A 19621-nucleotide genomic window follows, 5' to 3' on the forward strand; every position below is an offset into this window, starting at 1 on the left:
TCGAGTCATTATTACCCGTGACTGAGCATGTCATTCCATCAGTGAGAATTCTGTGTTTAGCTGGTTAGGTTTCCCTTTGGGAATTACCTGTGTCACAAACAAGGTTACAAAATTACTGATAGAAATGGAATATCTATTCTATCTCTTACAAACAAAGGAGATAATGTATATGAGTAAATTTTTTTATAGACCAACAGTTGGAATTGATGTATCCGCAGATTTTTCAGTAGCTGCTATACTAGCACCTAACGGTGAAATTTATAGAAAACCTTTTAAGATTATGCATAATAGAAATGGTTTTGATTACCTAGTAGATCAAATAAAAAAAGTGGAAGAAGAGTTTAGCATGAAAACAGCCATTTTCATGGAATCTACTGGTGTATACCATCTTACTCTTTTCCACTTTCTTAAAGATACATTTGAAGTATGTATCCTTAATCCACTCATTACTAATTGTAACAAAAATGTGGATATAAGAAAAGTAAAAAATGATAAAAAAGATGCATTAACCATTGCTAATATAGGTAAATTTCAAGATGTCAAATATTCTTCTAGTTTTGATATTGAAATCTACACTTTAAAATCTCTTTGTAGAGATTACTATAAATTTACTGATAGTAAATCTACATTTACAAAAAAACTTTCTACGGATTTAAGAGTCATTTTTCCTGGTTACAGGTCTGTTTTTTCAAATATTACAGGAAAAACATCAATAGCCATTTTAAAAAAGTATTCTAGTGCTGAAGCAGTTTTAAATGCTGATAGAGATGAAGTTATTAATCTCATTTCAAGCAATTCTAGAAAAGGGTTAGTACATAGTGAAAAGATATATAAAAAGTTATATGCTGCTGCTGAGGAAGCTGTTTACATTGGTCTTAAATCACCAAGTCTATTTGTAAAAGTAATTAATACTATTGCAATAATAGAATCATTGGAAATCCAAATTGGAAACCTATTAACTGAAATTCATATATTAATGTGTAGCAATAGAATTTCTGATGAATTTAAGAAAAATGTACAATTACTTTACTCAATACCTGGTGTTGGAGATTTTACATCCATTGCAATAATGAGCGAAATTGGTAATATTAAAGGTTTTGTTAAACCTAAGCATTTAGTTGCATATTTTGGCTTAGATCCTTCAGTTAAACAATCTGGTAAGTTTAATAGTAACAAAAATGTTATGTCTAAACGAGGTACCCGAATAGGACGAAGAGCCTTATATGTTGTCGCGTTATCATCCGTACGTAAAAGTAGAAACGGTGAACCAATAAATAAAGTTTTACTTAATTTTTATACTGAAAATATGAAAGGTAAAAGTAAAAAAGTAGGCTTAGTGGCAATAATGCATAAGCTAATTAACTACATATTCTCTGTTCTTAAAAATCAAAAAGAGTATGAATTACGTGACCCTAAAATACATACAAAAATGTATCTTAATAAGCTATCTAAACCAGCAGCCTAACGGCTAAAATAATTAGGAAGTAATTTCCATTATTCGTGTTTTTTAATGGATTTTTTGTGATACCTATTTTTATTAATAAAATTTTTTATAAAAACTTATTGACTTTTACTAGCTGGTCTCAAAATGAAGCTTTCTCATAGGCTCAATATTTTCTACAGCTTCAATATCTTCACGAATTGAAACTAAATAATTTAAACTTATTTGAAAATGAAGCACAAAATCAACTATTTCATATTCTATTTTCATTATATTTAGGACTCTGTCTTTAACTTGTATACAAAATTTAAAGCTTCTTTCCAAACTATCAGCCATATCATAAAGCTCTTCATTACTTTCTTCTTTGGCAAAATACTGAACATCTACAATTAAAGTAGGATTTTTAGTAAAAAAACTTGCTCTAGTTGTACTTACAGGAATTAACTCAATAAAAAAAGCAGGTGGACTAAACCCCTGTCTTATTTCTTCATCATATACATTTATTTTAGAAAACTCCGTACTTAATTTTAAAGTTACAGCATCTTTAATATCTTTAAATGTAATCATAAACTTAGCTCCTTAATTGTTTCATCAAGCCATTCTGATAAATGTTCAGGTAGTTCTTTACTAAGCTGCTCTGTACTAACCTTAAGCATATGCCTTCCAGGTATAAAAACCATTTTATTGTTTGATTTATATTTTTCACCATTTTTAATTTTCTCTAATTTCGACCTATATCCATATTCAATATCCTCTGCATAAGGTGAGTTATTAAATACTTCTATATAGTATTCATTATCATCTCTTACTAAATTACCTACCTTCCAGTTATTTGCTAAACTTTCTTCTGAAGTACTATGCTCATAATTTACACTTGAAGACTTATTCTTTAAACTTTGTAAAAAACTATTTGAAAGTTCCAAAATTTCTTTTTCTAGTTCTTTAGGGAACTCAACATTCGTAAAATTCATTAAAGCATTTTCAAACTGATATAATTCATCTATCTCAAATCCCATTATGCTTTATCCTTTCTTAAAAGAGGTACTTCTAAATGACTTAAATAAGGAAAAAATTCTCCCGCTTCATACTTTCTCTTTATACCATTTTCAAAAGTAATTTCTACATCATCACCTGCAGCTATAGGTGTATCTGAAGAGCAAAACATAATCACATTATACTTAATATTATTAGTGATATCTGTTTGATTTACATTGTTTATATCTTTCTTTGAAACTGCACATTTAACATTTTCTGCTTTTACACCTGATTTAAACGCTGTAGCCCCATTAGGTTTTTTATACTCTATTTGACCATATACTGCAGCTTTATCAAAATAAGTCAACTCTAATATTTCAGCTTCTGTCATATTACCAAGCAACCCTTCTAAAAATATTTAATTCGTGAATATCCTCATTTCCAAAACTTAATAAAGTTCTTTCATCTTTTTCATCTACTGAATATTCTATCCTGGTATCACCCCTTTCTACGGATTTAATTTTTTTTTCACAGCTCATACTGCTGTTCTGAGATCTATATTGCATTACAGCTATTACTTTATCTTCTACAAATCCTTTTAATTCTTCTGGTAACTTTTTAATATGGCAATAATTAAGTGTCTTTTGGGTAAATTTATTTATATATTGATTAATAATTTTATCCTCGGAATCATCTGTTATTCCTAAAATATTTTTTATATTTTCTAACATAATTAATTCTCCTTAGCCTATAAAATAATAAACTTTTTTACTTCACTTTAGCAATATATATCTGATCAGCATAAGGGAATGATGGTAAACAAGTGGCAACTGCTTTTGTCCACCTTGCTACTGGATCTTTAGTACTATATATTTCAGCTACAATATTTCCAAAGGACTCTATTTTAGTATCACTTTTACCCCTTAATTCTATTTCTTCTGCAGTGAGTCCATAAATAGTATCACCTAATTTACCATCTGGAAGTAATACAAATTTACCATCTTCAAAATACCTTTTTACTACATACTTTCCATCATTACCTTGCGTTCTATATTGTGAATCATAGGTTGCTACTTCAGGTAAATCCATAGATGATAATAGTTGATTAAGCATATCTTTGGTTAATAATCTATCTGCATTAATTCCAAATACAGCCTTTCTTATTGCCATATTAGTTAAAAGCAAGTTTAATACTGACTTAGAAGTTACAGCTCTAGTAGGAGTACAACCTACGTTTTGTACTACCTTATCTGTCCAATTATAAATATCCTCTAATATTTTTGCATCTGTACTAGTCCAATCGGTTGTACTTTGCTGTACTTTAGGTGTGCCGTAATCTATAGAGGTTTTAACTCCATTTTCATTTATGTTAAGTTTTCCAGTAGTTATAACTTCCATTCTCATAGCTTCAATTCTAGTTTTAACACTGTTTACCATATTATCTACGTCATTATAAATTTGGTTAATAGCCTGAGTTTCTTCTTGCGTGCTTCTTGGAAAATTTAATTGTATTATTAATTTTTCATCCATTTTAATTTTTCTTTTGATTAATGCTAATTCTTCTACACTATAGGAAACTCCATCTCTTGAACCTATTTCAGTTTCAGTGTCAAACCCATGTATACTAGCACTTACAGGCAAATTATTGGCGCCCTTTATTATTTTGAAATCCAATCCTTCTATTTTTGTTTCTGGAAATAATATATCTCCTAACATTGGTGTCTGTTCTCTGTTCTTTACATAATTTAAAATTGCTTGTGGTGAAAATAATTCTTCTACTCTAGTCATTTATAACTCACTCCTATCTAAACTTTATTTCTTTTAATGCTGTTTTTGCTGTGTCTGCAGGCTTAACAGGAAGCCTATCTTCTAATACATAACCTTCAACCATTAATGAGCCTGGCTGCGGTCCCTGTGTAACATCTACGCTAGAAAATAATATTCCTGCAGCAGTACTATCATTAACTACTTTTCCATTTGCATCTAGTATACTACCTGCAAGAACTATTTTTCTTCCAAGCTCATCAGCTGTTATACCTTCATCACTTACTGTGGTAGTGAAATTAACATACTTTTCACTAGCTAAGAATTCAATTTGATCATTAATGTTTATTGTTTTTACATACATACCTTGTACCTCCTTCTATTTCCACATATTTTCATATGAATTTTGAACTTGTTTATTTCTCTTCTTTGCTATTTTAACAGCTAAGGAACTTCCTCCTGGTGTACTTATTCCATCTCCTGGTTTAGGTGTAATTATTTTATTTTCTGCAAATAAATAAGGATCAGATGCTTTCAAATTCTTTAACTGCTCATCCAACCCTATGATTGATTCTCCCTCTAATTTAATTTTTTCAGTATTTATCAAAGCTTTTATTGCTTTGCTATTTTTGGCTCCTGACTTATTTAAAGCCTTTTCTAATGCATAATTAAATTGCATTTCACCTATTTCTTTTTCACTATCTCTTTTTAATTTTTTATAATCTTTTTCATATTGATCTATCCTATTTTTAAGCTCTTCATTTCCTTTATTGTTTTTCTTCAATTCCTCGATAGTCTTATTAGCAATATTAAGCTCATTTTCTATATCTGTTTTCAAGCTATTATATTTTTCTCTGATTATATAATTAGAACTGTCAACCAAATCCATATCTCTATACTTACTTTTTATTTCTTTTGGTATTTGAGAATATGCTTCTCCAAGTATTTCAGTTAACTTTGGCATTTACTATCACTCCTTTCTTGATCTCTTAAATAATAGTTATTAATTGATTGCATTATCAATGTAATTGGATTTATTGCACTTCAAATTTTTATATTGATCTGATAATCTTTGTTCTTCTTCTGTTACATCACTTACCCAAGGATGATGAGCAATTATAGTTTTATCACTTACCATGCCCTTTGAATTTTGACAATCTTGGATTATTTCTGTTTCATTAGTAATCATATTTCTGTTGAAATTCACTTTTGCTTTAGTATAATCAAAATTTCCTTCTTTCTTTATTTTTAAATACTCTGATATGAACCAAAATATGTTTTTAAATGCCTTCTTAAGTTTTCTTTCAAAATTATTACATTTAAGATCTAAACCACTATATAAAAATTTAAGTGCTACCCCTGAAGGATTGGCTCCAAATTTATCTGTATCCATATTTACACATTGCCCAAATTGATAAATATCTTTCTTAAGCCTATCTAAATGTTTCTCTGCTGCATCAACATTTAAATTAGAATTAAGTGATTCCACCCCTCCATCACCTTCAACCTTTATTGCCTTATAATATCTTAAGTCCTGTATAAATTCTCCAACATCTTGTCCTGCATAATTTTTCAACACATATATAAGAGATTGTAGTTCAGCAAGATTATTGCTTATATCACTAGTATTTAAATCATAATCATCAATCAAATATTTAACAAATGTTAAATCACTAAGCTCTTTACTATTATTCTTAACTGCTATAAATGGAACTCTTCCCCAGCCATAATGCTCTTTATCCTTTAAATAATGACCTAATGGTTCTGTTGTTTCATTAGCTTCCACATCGGAAATAATTTTTCCATTATAATCTGTGTAATACATAACAGTTTTATCATCCCAGTATTCTACTTTAAGCACATCCTTCTTATTTTTACCTTCATATTCAGTAACATAATAATATCTAATGACCGCCTGCAATTTAGAATGATCTGTATCCTCCCATAAAGGAACCACTTGCTCACTTGGAATTAATTTAAATCTTAATTTTTCACTATCATCAATATATACCTGCAGCCACGAAATTCCTTTATTACTTGCTTCAATTCCAGACTCATTCAAAATATCATCAAAATCCTCATCCAATATTTCATTTACTTTTTTTTGAAACTTATCATCCAAAGAAGTATATACCGGAGATTTACCCAAAATATAACCAATCTTTTCATCTACTAAAAGCTTCATAAATGCATGACTTAGCTTATTATTTACTTTAGTATCATCTATCATTTTTTGCTTATTTACATAACAGTATATTTCTCTATTATTTATATCATTTCTATTTTCATAATAAGCTTGGCCAATTAGCATGTTTTTTCTTTTGCCTGACTTATCAAATTCATCAATAAATTCCTTTATAATTTCTTCCTGACTCATTGCTAATACTTTAGGCTTAAAGTCAAATAACATAATTTCCACCTCCTTACTTAAATACTGATACACCACAATTTTTATATAAAATTGTATTAACAAAATACCTTACAGCATCCATAGCATGATCCATTACTTTTACAGGTTTATCTTCCCCTCTTTCAATAGACTTTTCATCCCAAATATAAGAGAAGAATTCTTTAAATGTATTTATGCACTTATCATTAAACTGTATTATTGAATCATTTAGCGCACTTGAAACATTTCTTATTCCTTCTAGCACATTATTTTTAGCTTGTTTAACTCTAAACTTACCCTTTTTCCTTATCACTGCTATAAAAGAAGCTGCACTTGGATCTATTACAACTGCTTTTATTCTTCTGTCTTTAGCAAAGTTAATTAAGTCATCATAATATTCATTGTCAGTTTTTTGCTTTCCCTTATCTCTACCAGAATAATAATATTCATCTATTAAGTACCATTTATCTAAGTACTTACCCCATAATAAAAATACAGTTGCATTTTGAGTACCATAATCACAACTTATATAAAACTCTTTATAATCTCTTACTATAGTTTGTACTTTATGCTTAATCTCATCAAACATATCATAAATTAAGCCTTCTGCTTGTACCCATAAGCCAAGTATATATCGTTTAAAGAATACTCCACTAAACATACGTCTAAATCTCTCTTTAACCTTTTCTGAAAGGCTTAAATTATCATCCATAGTAAAGTGCATATATAATATATTTTTTTCTTTAGCTTTATCTATAAACTCTATTTTAACAAAATGATATGGACTACCCGGGTTGCAATTCATGAAAATTTTAGCACCATCTACTGAGCAGCGTCCTATCATTTGATCTACAAAGTTTTGAGGAAACAAAGCCACTTCATCAGCTAATGCTCCAGCAGCAGTTAAACCTTGAAGTCTATCCTGTGATTTCTCATTATTTGCATCATACATATAATAAGTATTATCACCTATAGTTATATAATTTTCTGACCTATTATAGTCATATTTAAGTCCCCAAGAATTTAATATTTGCTGCATAGGACCTATAACATTCTTTTTAAGTGCACCTATTGTTTTACCTGCTAAAATAAAATTCTCACCATTAAAATATTTTAATGTCCATCTTATAAAGCTGCATATCATTGCTATAGTTTTACCTGACCTAATAGCTCCATCAGCAATTACTATATCCTTGTCTGCAAATGGCGACCCTTTTTCCCAAAAGAACAACAACTTTTTCTGCTTTAAAGAAAATGGTTGAAACTTAAAGCCTTTATTCTGTTTCTTCTTTTTCATTTTCATCATCCTTAAATAGTTCTTTTACTTCATCTTCATTCATTGTTGTAGCTTTTACAAATTCCTTAATTCCTTCTTTATTGCTGCCATTATTACCAACATTAACATTGCTAATATCAATCTTAAGTTTTTCAATTCTAAGTTTTTGCTCTTCTGTAGCAAGGTTGCTTCTTAATAGTTCATCATATTGTTTAATCATACTTTCTAAAGTCTTCATAGCTCTTGATTGAGCTTGTAAAAATGTAGCTTGTTTATCCCATGCAAACTGCAGCTCATATTCTTTTTCCCAGCTTTCTGATGTATCTCCATTGGATTCTTTTTGCTTTTTAAGTACTTTAGTTAGATCTTCCTGATTTTTTACATTCATAATTTTTTGTGATCTTGCTATAGCTGTATACTGAATTATTATATTTTCCCATAACATATCTAACGGATTCTTGACTATAATATCCTGTACTATATCTAATGTTTCAGGTGGAAATATCTTAGAAAAAAAGCCGTGTTTTTCAGCATTTTTATTACCCCTTGGTGCTCCTTTAGTATATTTCTCATTTATAGTATTGCATTTAATTTTCATTCTTTCTTTTTCTAATGATTCATTTAATTTGTTATTCCATCTATATCTACTTTTCCATGATTTTATGGTTCCATAAGGTACTTTTAATTTCCTAGCAATATCAACTAATTCCATCTTTCCATTACCACTTATATACATTTGCTCTGCTCTTATACTGTTAGGACTTCTTTGTCTTGGCATATCATTTCACCTACTCTAACTGTTTATTTATACATTCTGAAAGTTTTAGAATAAAAAATTACAATTTCGTATTATCTTTGTCTTATAGCTCCTCTATGTCTATAATAACTATCATGCTTCATTAAACTTAAAATATCATAAAAAGAGAGTTGTTCTTTTTCAACTTTATTTTTACTTTCTTTGATATTTTGCTTATTTAATTCTTCATGTATATCTGATCGCTGAGATCTTACTATCTTCACACCTCTCACCTCCTATAAATTTAAATAAACACTAGTGTTACTTCCACTAGTGCTTTATATATAATAAGGACAACTTATTATATTCTTCAATAAATATTTACTACAGCAACCATCTTTTAATTTTTTCTATGATACTATTATAACATCGATTTTTTTAAATTTAATGCATATCTAATGCGTACCTAATGCATATTTAATGCATATTTTTAATATCTTTTATCTATCCCATTCTTCTCCACTTGCTATATTTGAAATTATTTTCTGCCTCGTTCTAGTAACAGTGGATTGATCCTTTCCTATTTTCATACCTATTTGCCAATCTTTTAATTGTTCCTTATATTTCATGCTTAAGAAATCCAAAATTTGCCTGTCTTCTATATCCCTTATATTATCTTCTATAACTACATTATCAGCTTCTATATTTCTTAGTTCTTCCTCTAAATCCACAACTTCTTCTTCTTTTCTTGACTTTTCTCTTAATAACTTGTCTGTAATTCTTATTAGAGCTTTTTCCGCATAACTTTCACCACCACTAGACGTTTGAACTCTTTCTTCATATGTCATACTTCTTGACTCTTCTGGTATTTCAATATCCACATTTTTTAGTTTATCCTCTATACATTTTATTTGATTTTTCAGTAAATTTATTTTTCTATTAATACTATTAACTCTTTTACTCCTACCATAATAATTGTATAGTTTGTTTTCTATATGTTTAAAAGTACTTTTATCTATCATTTTTTTCCTCCTAAAATTATGAATTTTTTCTTTTTGGCCTTCTTTAAATTAAAATCTTATTATGTGATTTTTAATATACTGCTATATAATTTATTTAATGATACAATTACAAAATTTTCTTTTGCTAGTTTTGTAACATTAATAACTATCAAATTTTTGTTCTGGAAAAAGTTCGTTTAAAGGAACCTTAAGTTCATGTGCAATTTTCCTGGCTACTACGAGCGAAGGAATACTATTTCCATTCATAACATCATAGAAATAGGACTTTGATACCCTTATGTTTCTTATAACATTAGTAATTTTAAGATTCTTTTCTTCTATAGCTTGTCTTATTTTATTGAGCACTCTATCACCTCATTTTTAATTATTATTGCTTTTTACATATATATATATTACCACTTTATCGAACTATTTTCACAGCCCAAAATTACCTGTATATCGAACTTATTGTTTCGATAAGCAGAACTTACGTTCTATTTCTTTGATTTTCTTAAATTTTTAGTTTACTTTACCGAACCTTGTGTTACAATAAAAGTACGGTAAATAATACCGAATAAAAAGTAAAGGTGATTTTTATGACTTTAGGACAAAGGATAAGATTTATAAGAAAAAAACATAAATTATCAATATTAGATTTGAAAAACATTACTGGTCTTTCAAAGTCTACAATAAGTGAAATCGAAAATGATAAAAGCAACCCAACTGCTGACACTTTATCTAAAATAGCAAAAGCTTTAAATGTGACTATAGATGAATTTTTTAAAGAGGATTCAGAAGAAGACTATATAGATATACCTAAAGAATACTCTGATAAGTTTAAGGTTACTAAGAGAGATAAAGATCAATATAAAGAATTTTTAAAAAAAGAAGCTCAAGGATTTTTTATGAATGATGAATTCGACGAAGAAGATAAAAAAGAAATCTTGGACATTATGAATGAAATTTTTTGGGAAGCTAAAGCGCTTAATAAAAGAAAACCTAAAAAATAGGCAGGTGACTTATAATGATAAATATACGCGTTAGGGTTAATCATTTAGTAAAAAAATATGGTACTAGAGATCCCGAAAAACTTGCTAAAGAACTAAATATTATAATTAAAAAGGTGCCCTTTAAATCACAAAAAACAAAAGGATTCTTTAAAAAACAATTTGGCAAAAAATTTATTGTAATAAACTCAAATCTTAGTGAGTTTTTACAAAAAATTGTTTTGGCTCATGAATTAGGTCATGCTACTTTGCATATAAGTAAATCATCATATTACATACATGAATTTACTTTATTTCCACGTGGTAAATATGAAAATGCTGCTAATAAATTTGCTGCAGAAATATTAATTAATGAAAATGATATTGATATGTATTCTCTTAGAACTATGTCTATAAATGAACTAAGTTGCTATTTTGGAGTTCCTGAAAGACTTATTATGTATAAGTTTTTTGAATAAGTATTCTATATAATACAACCTCTTATCATCTATCTATATGTTCTCAATATATATGCAACTCTATATTTAATTTCTGATAGTAATTTTATTTTCATATGTACAATTTATTGTAATTTAAATAAGCATTAGTATTTTCACTAATGCTTATTTGAAAAATTTCTAAAACCTATTTTAATTTATCTTCTTTTTTTATGCACGCACACTAATCATCATCTCTTAAAACATTTAAATTTTTTCCTTCCATAACCTTGTTCATGTTTCTAACAGCACACATTTTTCCACACATAGTACATGTATGTTCATCTTCTGGTTTTGATTCTTCCCTATATCTTCTTGCCTTTTCTGGATCTATAGACAAATCAAATATTTTTTCCCAATTAAGTTCTCTTCTAGCCTTACTCATAGCATTATCCCAGTCTCTTGCACCTTTTATTCCTTTGGCAATATCTCCTGCGTGAGCTGCAATTTTAGTGGCTATAATTCCTTCTTTCATATCTTCTAAGTTTGGAAGCCTTAAATGTTCTGCTGGAGTTACATAACATAGGAAATCTGCTCCTGAAGATGCAGCTATTGCTCCTCCTATAGCTGATGTAATATGATCATAACCAGGAGCTATATCTGTAACTAAAGGTCCTAGCACATAAAACGGCGCATTATGACACAATTTCTTTTCTAATTGCATATTTGCTTTTATTTCATCTAAACTCATATGTCCTGGCCCTTCTATCATAACTTGTACATTTCTCTTCCAAGCTCTTTTTGCAAGTTCTCCTAAAGTCATAAGCTCCTTAATCTGTGAAGCATCTGTAGAATCTTTTATAGCACCTGGTCTGCAAGCATCTCCTAAACTTATAGTTACATCGTATTTTTCACATATATCTAAGACTTTATCAAAATACTCGTAAAAAGGATTTTCTTTTCCGTTTAGTTCCATCCATGCATATATCAAGGCTCCTCCCCTAGATACTATGTTCATAAGTCTTTCATTTCTCTTAAAAACTGCTGCAGTTTCTCTATTTATGCCTGCATGAATAGTCATAAAATCCACACCATTTTGTGCATGTTTTTCAATTACTCCTAAAAGTTCTTCTTCAGTTATATCTTTTAATTCTTTGTCGTAAAATCCTACTGCATCATACATAGGCACTGTACCTATCATAGCAGGTGACATTTCTACTAATTTAGTTCTGAATTCTTCAGTTTTTCCAAAGCAGCTTAAATCCATTATGGCTTCTGCTTTCATTTCTAAAGCTACCTTAACTTTTTCTAATTCATCATCTACACAATTACAATCCTTTGAAATTCCTAAATTTACATTTATTTTAGTTTTAAGTCCTTGTCCTACACCTTCTGGATCTAATGCATTATGATTTTTATTAGCTGGTATTACAACTGCACCCTGCGCAACTAATTCCATTAGTTGCGATGTTTCCATGTTTTCTTTAGCAGCTACTCTCTCCATCTCTTTTGTAATTATGCCTTTCTTAGCAGCATCCATTTGTGTTGTGTAATTCATTTAAAACATCTCCCTTAACATATTTTTCAAAAACTATGTTAAATAAAAAAGGAGGAGATTCTACATCTCCCTCATATTCATCTTTATATAAATAAAAAAATGCAACCTTATAAAGTTGCATTTTAAAACTATATAAAGCTCTTCCCTACGCTGGAATTATCCAGATCAGGTATGAGGGTCAGAACTAACAGTTCTATCTCAGCCTATAACATAGGCCCCCCTAGATTATTTAATTTTTCATGTAAATTATATCATATATGTTTAATTTTTTCAATATTCCAGCTTTGTTAAATTCACACAATTAAATTCGGCCTAATCATTTTATTTTTATATATTTTTTAATCTAATAGAGTAGTATTTAAATACTTAAAAATGAATTTTTGTAAATTTAATCATTCTTAATTTTTCCTCTTATCTATTGAACTTTAAAGGATTACATTATAAAATGAATTATGACAAATTTTTTATACAAAAATAAAATTTATGAGGAATGTATTTATGAAAGATTTTATTATCATTACAGATTCTTGCTGTGATTTACCAATAAGCTATATCAATAATTTAAAAATACCTTATGTCAGTCTGACTTGTAATTGTAAGGGTACGGAAGTATTGGACAATTTTGGTGAAAGTTATCCTTTTAAGGACTTTTATGAAGATATGAGAAAAGGTGAAATACCAAAAACTTCTCAACCTAGTAGCCATGCTTTTTATAACTCTTTTAAAGAAATTTTAGAACTTGAAAAAGATATACTTTATATTGGAGTTTCCAGCGGCTTAAGTGGAACTACTAATGGTGCTCATATAGCCAAGCATATGTTAAAAGAAGAGTATCCTGATTCAAATATTCATATAATTGATATTTTAACAGCTTCTTTAGGACAAGGTATTATGGTTTTACAAGCTTATGAAATGCAGAAATCCGGTAAAACTTTAAAGGAAATTATGGACTATTTAGAAAACGTTAAACACCAGTTAAATACCTATATTATTGTAGATGATATTAATCATTTAAAAAGAGGCGGGAGAATATCTGCAACTTCTGCTTTTGTAGGTATGCTATTAAATATAAAGCCATTCTTGACTATAAGCAATATAGGTAAAGTTTTACCTATAGGAAAAATCAGAGGTAGAAAAAAAGCCTTATCTACTCTTTTTGAAAAATTTATTGAAAGAATAGAAAATCCTGAAGAGCAAATTATAGCAATTTCCCATGGTGATTGCATAGAAGATGCTTTAGCTCTGAAAAAACTTATCTTAAACAAGTTTAAGATCAAGGATGTAATTATAAATTATGTTGGACCTGTAGTTGGTGCTTATGGAGGTCCAGGTGCTCTGGCTTTATTCTTTTTAGGTAAAAAAAGAGAAATTCATGCAAACTAAAATATTAAAATAAAGTACAGGTAATCAAGTGATTCTTAGACTCAGGTGGAGTTTGCTTCTGAGGAATACCCTCTTACCTGAGCAAAAGCTCGTAAAATACCATTTAGGTATTTTACCCATCTGAGCCTTAGAAGAACTTATCCAGGCGCGCAGCAGTGCTTATCCCACACTTGAAGAAGGTGGGGGTATTAGCAATGGTAGCGATCGGATAAAACTTGCCTGTACTTTATTTTTTTACTTTTTATGTAACAAGTAATTAATATTATATATAAATCATTAATTTTCCTAAATAACCATGAATCAACCATAGATGTATTATCAGACTTCTGTTAGAATTAGAAACAAATCGTGCCGAATCTCTAAAATGAGTACGGGGGATCAATTATCTTGGGGTGAATCTTCTATAATAAGAAGTAGGGTGACTCTCAACCCGAACCCGTCAACTAACCTCGGAGGCAAAATGGAGGGATAAATTTTATGATTAACTTAAAAAAAATCAGAAACTTAGTATCAATTGCATCTTTATCTTTAATGATATGTACTCCAGTACAAGCTGCTAGTTATACTGTAACATCTGGAGATTCTCTTTATACTATAGGAAAACTTTTTAATACAACCTATACGTCTATCATGAAAGACAATAATCTTACAAACACAGCAATATATCCAGGAAAAACACTTACTGTTCCCGGATGCATTTACACTGTAAAAAGTGGGGATAGTTTATATCTAATATCACAAAGATATGGTGTGTCCATTTCCGATTTAAGACAAGCTAATAATAAATGGGACAACTATTTAAATATTGGTGATAAGCTTACTTTACCTGGAATAACTTCATTAAATACAACAACAACTTCTGCTACAGCAGTTTCTAATACAACTGCCTCTTATACAGCAAGTGACTTAGATATTCTTTCTAGACTCATAATGGCTGAAGCCCAAGGTGAATCTTACAATGCTAAGGTAGCTGTAGGTGCTGTAGTGTTAAATAGAGTTAAAGACCCTCGTTTTCCAAAAACTATATCTTCTGTAATATACGAAAAATCTGGTGGATATTACCAGTTTACTCCAGTTGCAAATGGATGGATTGATAAGTCTGCATCAGCAGAATGTGTACAAGCTGCTAAGGATGCTCTTAATGGCGTTGATCCATCTAAGGGAGCTTTTTACTATTTTGATGATAGTGCTACTAATCAATGGCTTTGGTCTAAGCCATTAGCTGCTAGAATAGATAAATTGGTATTTGTATATTAAAGTTAAATATAATAAAACACTATTGGTTTATTAGATTTTAATAAACTAATAGTGTTTATTTTTAATTATAAAAATTTAATAAAGTATATTAAAATTTAGTATATTTTAATATTATACTTTGTTTTTTCTAATAGTAACCTCATTTTATAATCCTAATTTCATCACTTTACATCCCTTGCTTAATTTCATTATATTAATAAATCAATAAGTTGACACAGAAATTTTCAATTAATTTTCTATATGATCTGTTTAAAATATCATTTACATTTCTTTAATTTAATTATATCATATAAGTGTAATCGTTTTATAGAAAATATATTAAATTAAAAATTATTAGAAAATTTATAAGAATAAATACTTGAATTGAAAAGAGGTATTTTTAATGGACTTAAGTTCAATAGATTTTATGGATTTACACAATCATACTCTTTGGTCAGATGGAATTCACTCTCCAGAAAAAATAATTGAAAATGCTATAGAACATAACTTAACTGCAATAGGTATATCTGATCACTTTCAAACTGATAAATGTAATTCTGTACTTATAGAAAACTTAGGACGCTATATAGAAAACTTAGAAGGTTTAAAATTAAAATATAAGAACAATATAAAAATATATTCTGGAATTGAAATATGTATGAATAAGGACTTATGCGATTTAAATAATTTACCCTATGATCTATTTAATAAGTTAGATTATGTTCTTTTAGAATATATAGACTACTTTAAAAATAGTGTAAAACTTAGTGAATTAGATAAATACACAAAACATTTAAAATGCAATATTGGTTTGGCACACACCGATTTGCTTCGCTTATATAAAAATTATGGATTGAATTTTTTAATAAGCAAATTAAAAGAAAACAATCTATTCTGGGAACTAAATGTAAATGAAGGTTACGAGTATTTTGATGAAATAGTAAAATCCATAGATACTTGGAAAACTAAACGATTATTTAAACATTTGAAAAAAAATGATATAAAAATATCTGTTGGTTCTGATACTCATTGCCTTGATTATTATGATATAAGAAAGCTTAAAATAGGAAATATGTTATCCAAACATAAGTCTATTAAAATTTTAAAATATGATTGTTCTATTTCAAGGGCTATGGGATTTGGTAATAGTATAACAGGTCCTTATGGTATATGAAATTTTTTCAATGTTCTTATTAATTTCCCTTAGACAAAAAAGCTTAGAAGTTTTTCTAAGCTTTTTTGTCATCTTTTTTTCAAATACAAAATATGCTATTATTATCGTACTTATAAAAAAATACAATATCAAATCAAACACAAATTAATATTTTAATTCCTCAAAATTGTTCAACAAATGAATGTTTGCATTTATAAAATTGTTACTATGTAAATTAAAATAGAAATTTACTAATACTTGACTATGGAATGTTGTAAAAATTATAGTATTATATATTTATTTCTTTAATATTTCTCTAAATTAGCTATTTTTATCGTTATATCATATATTTTTTGATTTTAAAACTACGCCAAACACTGGAAAATGTGATATGATATTATATAATATGAAATTCTTATATCCATTAATTTTTAGTTGCTCAATTCAGAAATTAATTAAGCTATTACATTTTAGTACATTTGGTATTTGTGATGGGGGGGAAATATCTTGAAAAAAGATATTATTAAAACATGGACAAGGAACTAGAAAGATTAATGAACGACTATGGCGATGATGTACTAAGAATTGCTTACATGTACCTTAAGGACAAGTATTTAGCTGAAGATGTTTTTCAAGAAGTATTTATAAAAGTCTATAAGAATTTTTACAAGTTTGAAAAGAGAAGTAGTGAAAAAACATGGATTATGACTATTACCATGAATGCCTGCAAGGATATATTAAGAAATTCATGGTTTAAGAGGGTATTTGCATTTGACTATACTGACAACCCTTCAATAGCTGACAATTATGTAGATGCTAATATAGACAATAAGGTTATTAATTCAATTCAATATGAAAAATTATTAAATGAAGTTATGAATTTGCCTCATAAATATAAAGAGCCTATACTACTTTATTATTACGAGGAATTATCTACTACGGATATAAGTAAAATTTTAAATGTACCAGAAGCAACGATTCGTAGTCGGCTTTTTCGTGCTAGAAAAATGTTAAAATTTAATATAGATGGGAAGATTGAATATGAAGGATAATATGGAATATTTTAAAGAGGCATCAAATTTGCTCCTTAAAGACATTTATGCTACTGAAAAATTAAAAAAAATGACTTTAGAAAAATGTAAAAGTAAAAAAAAGAATAGGATAAAACCTATACTTGCTACGGCAGCTTCTGCAGCTTTTTTAATAATCGGATTTACATATAATTATTTCTTTAATAATTCAACTATACCTCGTAATTACGTAGATAATAATGAGCAACAGTATAAAAACTCTAATGATAGTGGAAAAATTAAAGAAGGCTCAAAAACAAAAAGTAATAATGATTTAGCTAAATCAGTAAATGATTCTTCAAAAAATAAAGATAAATCTGGTACATCCGCTAATAATAAACCAGATGATAAGACAACTAAAAGCAGCACCAATACTGCCAATTCAGTAGATAGCATTGCTGATTCCAAGAGTTCAAGTGGTACTTCTACATCTGGAAACTCAACGCAAAACTCTTTGACACCAAGTGAAAATTTTAGTGGTAAAGAATCCTATAAGGGACTTCAAGGTATAGCTTCACCACAGAAAAACTTAGATATGGCAACTGCTGAAAAATATTTTGAAAGTAAGATCATAACTCCATCTTATGTTCCAGATGGTTTTAATCTTACAGATATATCAATTCCAGATGCAAAATTGAAATGTATTAAATTAAAATATAGCTCAGATTCCTCATATTTTGAAATATATGAGAGCAAAAATATATCCAATTTAGACGGATCTAAAACTGTATATATAAATAGTAATAAAGCTTATATTAATTATATGAAAGACAGTAAATCTGCCACTACACAAATAGTATGGATAAACAATAATGTACAATATTATTTATCCAGTACTTTGCCAGAAGATTCGTTGATAAATATAGCTAAATCTATTAATTAAAAAAATATAAAAGTTTTTGAAACATTTTATATTATGGTTACGTCTAATTTAATATACGGAGGAAGCTCTATATATTTATATTTTAATAGGGTATATTTCTTGTACCCTATTAAAATGGCGTTTGACAAATTTAGAATTTTAAAAGTACATTTATTTTTTATTTAATTAACTAAAGGATTATTTTCAGGGAGGTCCCATTAATGAGAAAAAAATTTTTAATATCCACGTGTATTGCTTTGGGCATAGGTTTAGTATACATGCCATTCAAAGTAAGCGCTGCAGTTTTGTCCAAAAACACAAATTCTATTGAAGCAAAGACATATTCTATAATTTATAATAAAGTTAATTTTCATACTATATCACAAGATGAGGCTCCTAGTGATTTAATGAAAAAAATCGAACTTTATAAAAACAATGAAGGTTTTGTTTCTTATACTGACAGCTCTTCTAACAAGTCCTATATAGCTGTTATGAGTGGAGAAAAGCCTACTTCTGGTTATGGAATCACTGTAAAGGCTGTGGAAGATTCTGAGCAACAAGTAAATGTATTAGTTGAAGAAACTTCTCCAGATAATAATGTTGCATTGTCTCAAATAGCAAGTTATCCTTACACTATAATAGAAGCAGATGTTCCATTGCACAATATAACAGTAAAAAATTCTGACGGAAAAAATTTTAGCTATTATGATATTCAAAGAAGCTTTCAGCCTATAATTGGTATATCTTGGGCTTCAGGTAATTTAAAAAATATATATAAAGAAAATAATTTTATATTTTTAGAAATTCAAAATTCTAATGGAGTATCCCAATTCTTCTACCTTAACGATAATGAAGAAAGTGAAAACAAAATTAAAGATTTAAAGTTAAATAGTAATGTTACTATTAAATATGCATTAGGAACTCCACAAAAATATAATAATAATTCTTCTTTCCCATTAACAGAGATATTACTCCCTGTTGATAAATCTTCCTTTACTGACTCAAAATGGCAAGATTTAAATTTCCAAAAAAACTTAGACAAAAATATGCAATTGACATTGTATTATGATAAAGAACTTGCAAAAGAAAATGTAAACAATACGAATATATATGTAGTTGATAGTGATGGAACTAGAATTCCTACTGAAGCATCTTTGTCTGATGATAAAAAATCTATAAGAATTATTCCTTTGAAACCTTATGTTGCTAATCAAACATATTATCTATTTATAACAAGTGATGTTACTTCTAATATTAAGGTTTCTAATCAAGGCTACAGAATGCAATTTCAAGTATCTATTCAATAAAAAAATGAGTACTTATAGAACTCTATAAGTACTCATTTTTTATACTG

General features: G+C 28.4%; 23 protein-coding genes and 2 riboswitches. Of the genes, 9 read left to right on the top strand and 14 right to left on the bottom strand.

What is annotated here, in order from left to right; translation table 11 throughout:
* Positions 1-169: 169 nt before the first annotated feature.
* A complete protein-coding gene (locus Q6H37_RS22400) occupies positions 170-1465 on the top strand; it encodes an IS110 family transposase (protein WP_318733743.1) in 1296 nt (431 codons plus the stop codon).
* 108 nt (positions 1466-1573) lie between these two features.
* On the opposite strand, the gene Q6H37_RS22405 is transcribed toward Q6H37_RS22400, so the two are convergent.
* From Q6H37_RS22405 to Q6H37_RS22465, 13 genes are all read right to left on the bottom strand, one after another.
* Entirely contained in the window at positions 1574-2008 is a 435-nt protein-coding gene (locus Q6H37_RS22405) for a DUF6838 family protein (protein ID WP_318736734.1), read from the bottom strand.
* Entirely contained in the window at positions 2005-2457 is a 453-nt protein-coding gene (locus tag Q6H37_RS22410; protein WP_318736735.1) for an HK97 gp10 family phage protein, read from the bottom strand. The genes Q6H37_RS22405 and Q6H37_RS22410 overlap by 4 nt, the downstream gene beginning before the upstream one ends.
* Entirely contained in the window at positions 2457-2807 is a 351-nt protein-coding gene (locus Q6H37_RS22415) for a hypothetical protein (protein WP_318736736.1), read from the bottom strand. Before Q6H37_RS22415 ends, Q6H37_RS22410 begins: the two co-directional genes overlap by 1 nt.
* 1 nt (position 2808) lies before the next feature.
* Positions 2809-3147 carry a phage head-tail connector protein gene (locus tag Q6H37_RS22420; protein WP_318736737.1) on the bottom strand — a complete coding sequence of 113 codons (339 nt, stop codon included), beginning with the start codon at positions 3145-3147 and terminating at the stop codon, positions 2809-2811.
* A 37-nt stretch (positions 3148-3184) separates the two neighbouring features.
* Positions 3185-4204, bottom strand: coding sequence for a major capsid protein (locus tag Q6H37_RS22425; RefSeq protein WP_318736738.1), 1020 nt, complete (start codon positions 4202-4204; stop codon positions 3185-3187).
* A 13-nt stretch (positions 4205-4217) separates the two neighbouring features.
* Positions 4218-4544: a hypothetical protein gene (locus Q6H37_RS22430; protein ID WP_318736739.1), complete on the bottom strand. Its 327-nt coding sequence runs from the start codon at positions 4542-4544 to the stop codon at positions 4218-4220.
* Positions 4545-4559: 15 nt separating this feature from the next.
* Positions 4560-5144: a phage scaffolding protein gene (locus tag Q6H37_RS22435; RefSeq protein WP_318736740.1), complete on the bottom strand. Its 585-nt coding sequence runs from the start codon at positions 5142-5144 to the stop codon at positions 4560-4562.
* A gap of 39 nt (positions 5145-5183) precedes the next feature.
* Positions 5184-6590, bottom strand: a complete 1407-nt coding sequence (locus Q6H37_RS22440; RefSeq protein ID WP_318736741.1) for a phage portal protein — start codon at positions 6588-6590, stop codon at positions 5184-5186.
* A 13-nt stretch (positions 6591-6603) separates the two neighbouring features.
* Positions 6604-7866 (bottom strand): PBSX family phage terminase large subunit, encoded by a 1263-nt coding sequence (locus Q6H37_RS22445; RefSeq protein WP_318736742.1) that lies wholly within the window; start codon positions 7864-7866, stop codon positions 6604-6606.
* Positions 7844-8623, bottom strand: coding sequence for a phage terminase small subunit (gene terS, locus Q6H37_RS22450; RefSeq protein ID WP_318736743.1), 780 nt, complete (start codon positions 8621-8623; stop codon positions 7844-7846). The genes Q6H37_RS22445 and terS overlap by 23 nt, the downstream gene beginning before the upstream one ends.
* Before the next feature lie 71 nt (positions 8624-8694).
* Entirely contained in the window at positions 8695-8865 is a 171-nt protein-coding gene (locus Q6H37_RS22455; RefSeq protein WP_318736744.1) for a hypothetical protein, read from the bottom strand.
* Between the two features lie 216 nt (positions 8866-9081).
* A complete protein-coding gene (locus tag Q6H37_RS22460; protein ID WP_318736745.1) occupies positions 9082-9603 on the bottom strand; it encodes a hypothetical protein in 522 nt (173 codons plus the stop codon).
* Positions 9604-9741: 138 nt separating this feature from the next.
* Positions 9742-9948 (bottom strand): helix-turn-helix transcriptional regulator, encoded by a 207-nt coding sequence (locus Q6H37_RS22465; RefSeq protein WP_318736747.1) that lies wholly within the window; start codon positions 9946-9948, stop codon positions 9742-9744.
* Positions 9949-10178: 230 nt separating this feature from the next.
* On the opposite strand from Q6H37_RS22465, the gene Q6H37_RS22470 reads away from it, so the two are divergent.
* The gene (locus Q6H37_RS22470) at positions 10179-10592 is read left to right on the top strand and encodes a helix-turn-helix transcriptional regulator (RefSeq protein WP_318736748.1); all 414 of its coding nucleotides are present in this window, start codon (positions 10179-10181) and stop codon (positions 10590-10592) included.
* Positions 10593-10606: 14 nt separating this feature from the next.
* A complete protein-coding gene (locus tag Q6H37_RS22475) occupies positions 10607-11047 on the top strand; it encodes an ImmA/IrrE family metallo-endopeptidase (RefSeq protein WP_318736749.1) in 441 nt (146 codons plus the stop codon).
* A gap of 202 nt (positions 11048-11249) precedes the next feature.
* Here the strand turns inward: Q6H37_RS22475 and thiC are convergent, their stop codons facing one another.
* A complete protein-coding gene (gene thiC / locus Q6H37_RS22480; protein WP_318736750.1) occupies positions 11250-12563 on the bottom strand; it encodes a phosphomethylpyrimidine synthase ThiC in 1314 nt (437 codons plus the stop codon).
* Positions 12564-12688: 125 nt separating this feature from the next.
* Positions 12689-12795: riboswitch (TPP riboswitch) on the bottom strand.
* 266 nt (positions 12796-13061) lie between these two features.
* Here thiC and Q6H37_RS22485 point away from each other — a divergent pair.
* From Q6H37_RS22485 to Q6H37_RS22510, 6 genes are all read left to right on the top strand, one after another.
* Positions 13062-13946: a DegV family protein gene (locus Q6H37_RS22485; RefSeq protein WP_318736751.1), complete on the top strand. Its 885-nt coding sequence runs from the start codon at positions 13062-13064 to the stop codon at positions 13944-13946.
* A 339-nt stretch (positions 13947-14285) separates the two neighbouring features.
* A riboswitch (cyclic di-AMP (ydaO/yuaA leader) is annotated at positions 14286-14419 on the top strand.
* Between the two features lie 4 nt (positions 14420-14423).
* Entirely contained in the window at positions 14424-15203 is a 780-nt protein-coding gene (locus tag Q6H37_RS22490; protein WP_318736753.1) for a LysM peptidoglycan-binding domain-containing protein, read from the top strand.
* A gap of 382 nt (positions 15204-15585) precedes the next feature.
* Positions 15586-16356 (top strand): CpsB/CapC family capsule biosynthesis tyrosine phosphatase, encoded by a 771-nt coding sequence (locus Q6H37_RS22495; protein ID WP_318736755.1) that lies wholly within the window; start codon positions 15586-15588, stop codon positions 16354-16356.
* Between the two features lie 509 nt (positions 16357-16865).
* Positions 16866-17387 carry a sigma-70 family RNA polymerase sigma factor gene (locus tag Q6H37_RS22500; RefSeq protein ID WP_007064264.1) on the top strand — a complete coding sequence of 174 codons (522 nt, stop codon included), beginning with the start codon at positions 16866-16868 and terminating at the stop codon, positions 17385-17387.
* Positions 17377-18288, top strand: a complete 912-nt coding sequence (locus Q6H37_RS22505) for a DUF4367 domain-containing protein (RefSeq protein ID WP_318736758.1) — start codon at positions 17377-17379, stop codon at positions 18286-18288. The genes Q6H37_RS22500 and Q6H37_RS22505 overlap by 11 nt, the downstream gene beginning before the upstream one ends.
* 200 nt (positions 18289-18488) lie before the next feature.
* On the top strand, positions 18489-19574 hold the full coding sequence (locus tag Q6H37_RS22510) for a protease complex subunit PrcB family protein (RefSeq protein WP_318736760.1): 1086 nt from the start codon (positions 18489-18491) through the stop codon (positions 19572-19574).
* Positions 19575-19621: the final 47 nt, after the last annotated feature.

Source organism: Clostridium sp. JS66, assembly GCF_033561535.1.
GTDB lineage: Bacteria > Bacillota > Clostridia > Clostridiales > Clostridiaceae > Clostridium_AM > Clostridium_AM carboxidivorans.

Bases quoted from the DNA above. Each gene is read 5' to 3' on its own strand.
- Q6H37_RS22400 (WP_318733743.1), top strand. From the start codon at position 170: ATGAGTAAATTTTTTTATAGACCAACAGTTGGAATTGATGTATCCGCA.
- Q6H37_RS22405 (WP_318736734.1), bottom strand. From the start codon at position 2,008: ATGATTACATTTAAAGATATTAAAGATGCTGTAACTTTAAAATTAAGT.
- Q6H37_RS22410 (WP_318736735.1), bottom strand. From the start codon at position 2,457: ATGGGATTTGAGATAGATGAATTATATCAGTTTGAAAATGCTTTAATG.
- Q6H37_RS22415 (WP_318736736.1), bottom strand. From the start codon at position 2,807: ATGACAGAAGCTGAAATATTAGAGTTGACTTATTTTGATAAAGCTGCA.
- Q6H37_RS22420 (WP_318736737.1), bottom strand. From the start codon at position 3,147: ATGTTAGAAAATATAAAAAATATTTTAGGAATAACAGATGATTCCGAG.
- Q6H37_RS22425 (WP_318736738.1), bottom strand. From the start codon at position 4,204: ATGACTAGAGTAGAAGAATTATTTTCACCACAAGCAATTTTAAATTAT.
- Q6H37_RS22430 (WP_318736739.1), bottom strand. From the start codon at position 4,544: ATGTATGTAAAAACAATAAACATTAATGATCAAATTGAATTCTTAGCT.
- Q6H37_RS22435 (WP_318736740.1), bottom strand. From the start codon at position 5,144: ATGCCAAAGTTAACTGAAATACTTGGAGAAGCATATTCTCAAATACCA.
- Q6H37_RS22440 (WP_318736741.1), bottom strand. From the start codon at position 6,590: ATGTTATTTGACTTTAAGCCTAAAGTATTAGCAATGAGTCAGGAAGAA.
- Q6H37_RS22445 (WP_318736742.1), bottom strand. From the start codon at position 7,866: ATGAAAAAGAAGAAACAGAATAAAGGCTTTAAGTTTCAACCATTTTCT.
- terS (WP_318736743.1), bottom strand. From the start codon at position 8,623: ATGCCAAGACAAAGAAGTCCTAACAGTATAAGAGCAGAGCAAATGTAT.
- Q6H37_RS22460 (WP_318736745.1), bottom strand. From the start codon at position 9,603: ATGATAGATAAAAGTACTTTTAAACATATAGAAAACAAACTATACAAT.
- Q6H37_RS22470 (WP_318736748.1), top strand. From the start codon at position 10,179: ATGACTTTAGGACAAAGGATAAGATTTATAAGAAAAAAACATAAATTA.
- Q6H37_RS22475 (WP_318736749.1), top strand. From the start codon at position 10,607: ATGATAAATATACGCGTTAGGGTTAATCATTTAGTAAAAAAATATGGT.
- thiC (WP_318736750.1), bottom strand. From the start codon at position 12,563: ATGAATTACACAACACAAATGGATGCTGCTAAGAAAGGCATAATTACA.
- Q6H37_RS22485 (WP_318736751.1), top strand. From the start codon at position 13,062: ATGAAAGATTTTATTATCATTACAGATTCTTGCTGTGATTTACCAATA.
- Q6H37_RS22490 (WP_318736753.1), top strand. From the start codon at position 14,424: ATGATTAACTTAAAAAAAATCAGAAACTTAGTATCAATTGCATCTTTA.
- Q6H37_RS22495 (WP_318736755.1), top strand. From the start codon at position 15,586: ATGGACTTAAGTTCAATAGATTTTATGGATTTACACAATCATACTCTT.
- Q6H37_RS22500 (WP_007064264.1), top strand. From the start codon at position 16,866: ATGGACAAGGAACTAGAAAGATTAATGAACGACTATGGCGATGATGTA.
- Q6H37_RS22505 (WP_318736758.1), top strand. From the start codon at position 17,377: ATGAAGGATAATATGGAATATTTTAAAGAGGCATCAAATTTGCTCCTT.
- Q6H37_RS22510 (WP_318736760.1), top strand. From the start codon at position 18,489: ATGAGAAAAAAATTTTTAATATCCACGTGTATTGCTTTGGGCATAGGT.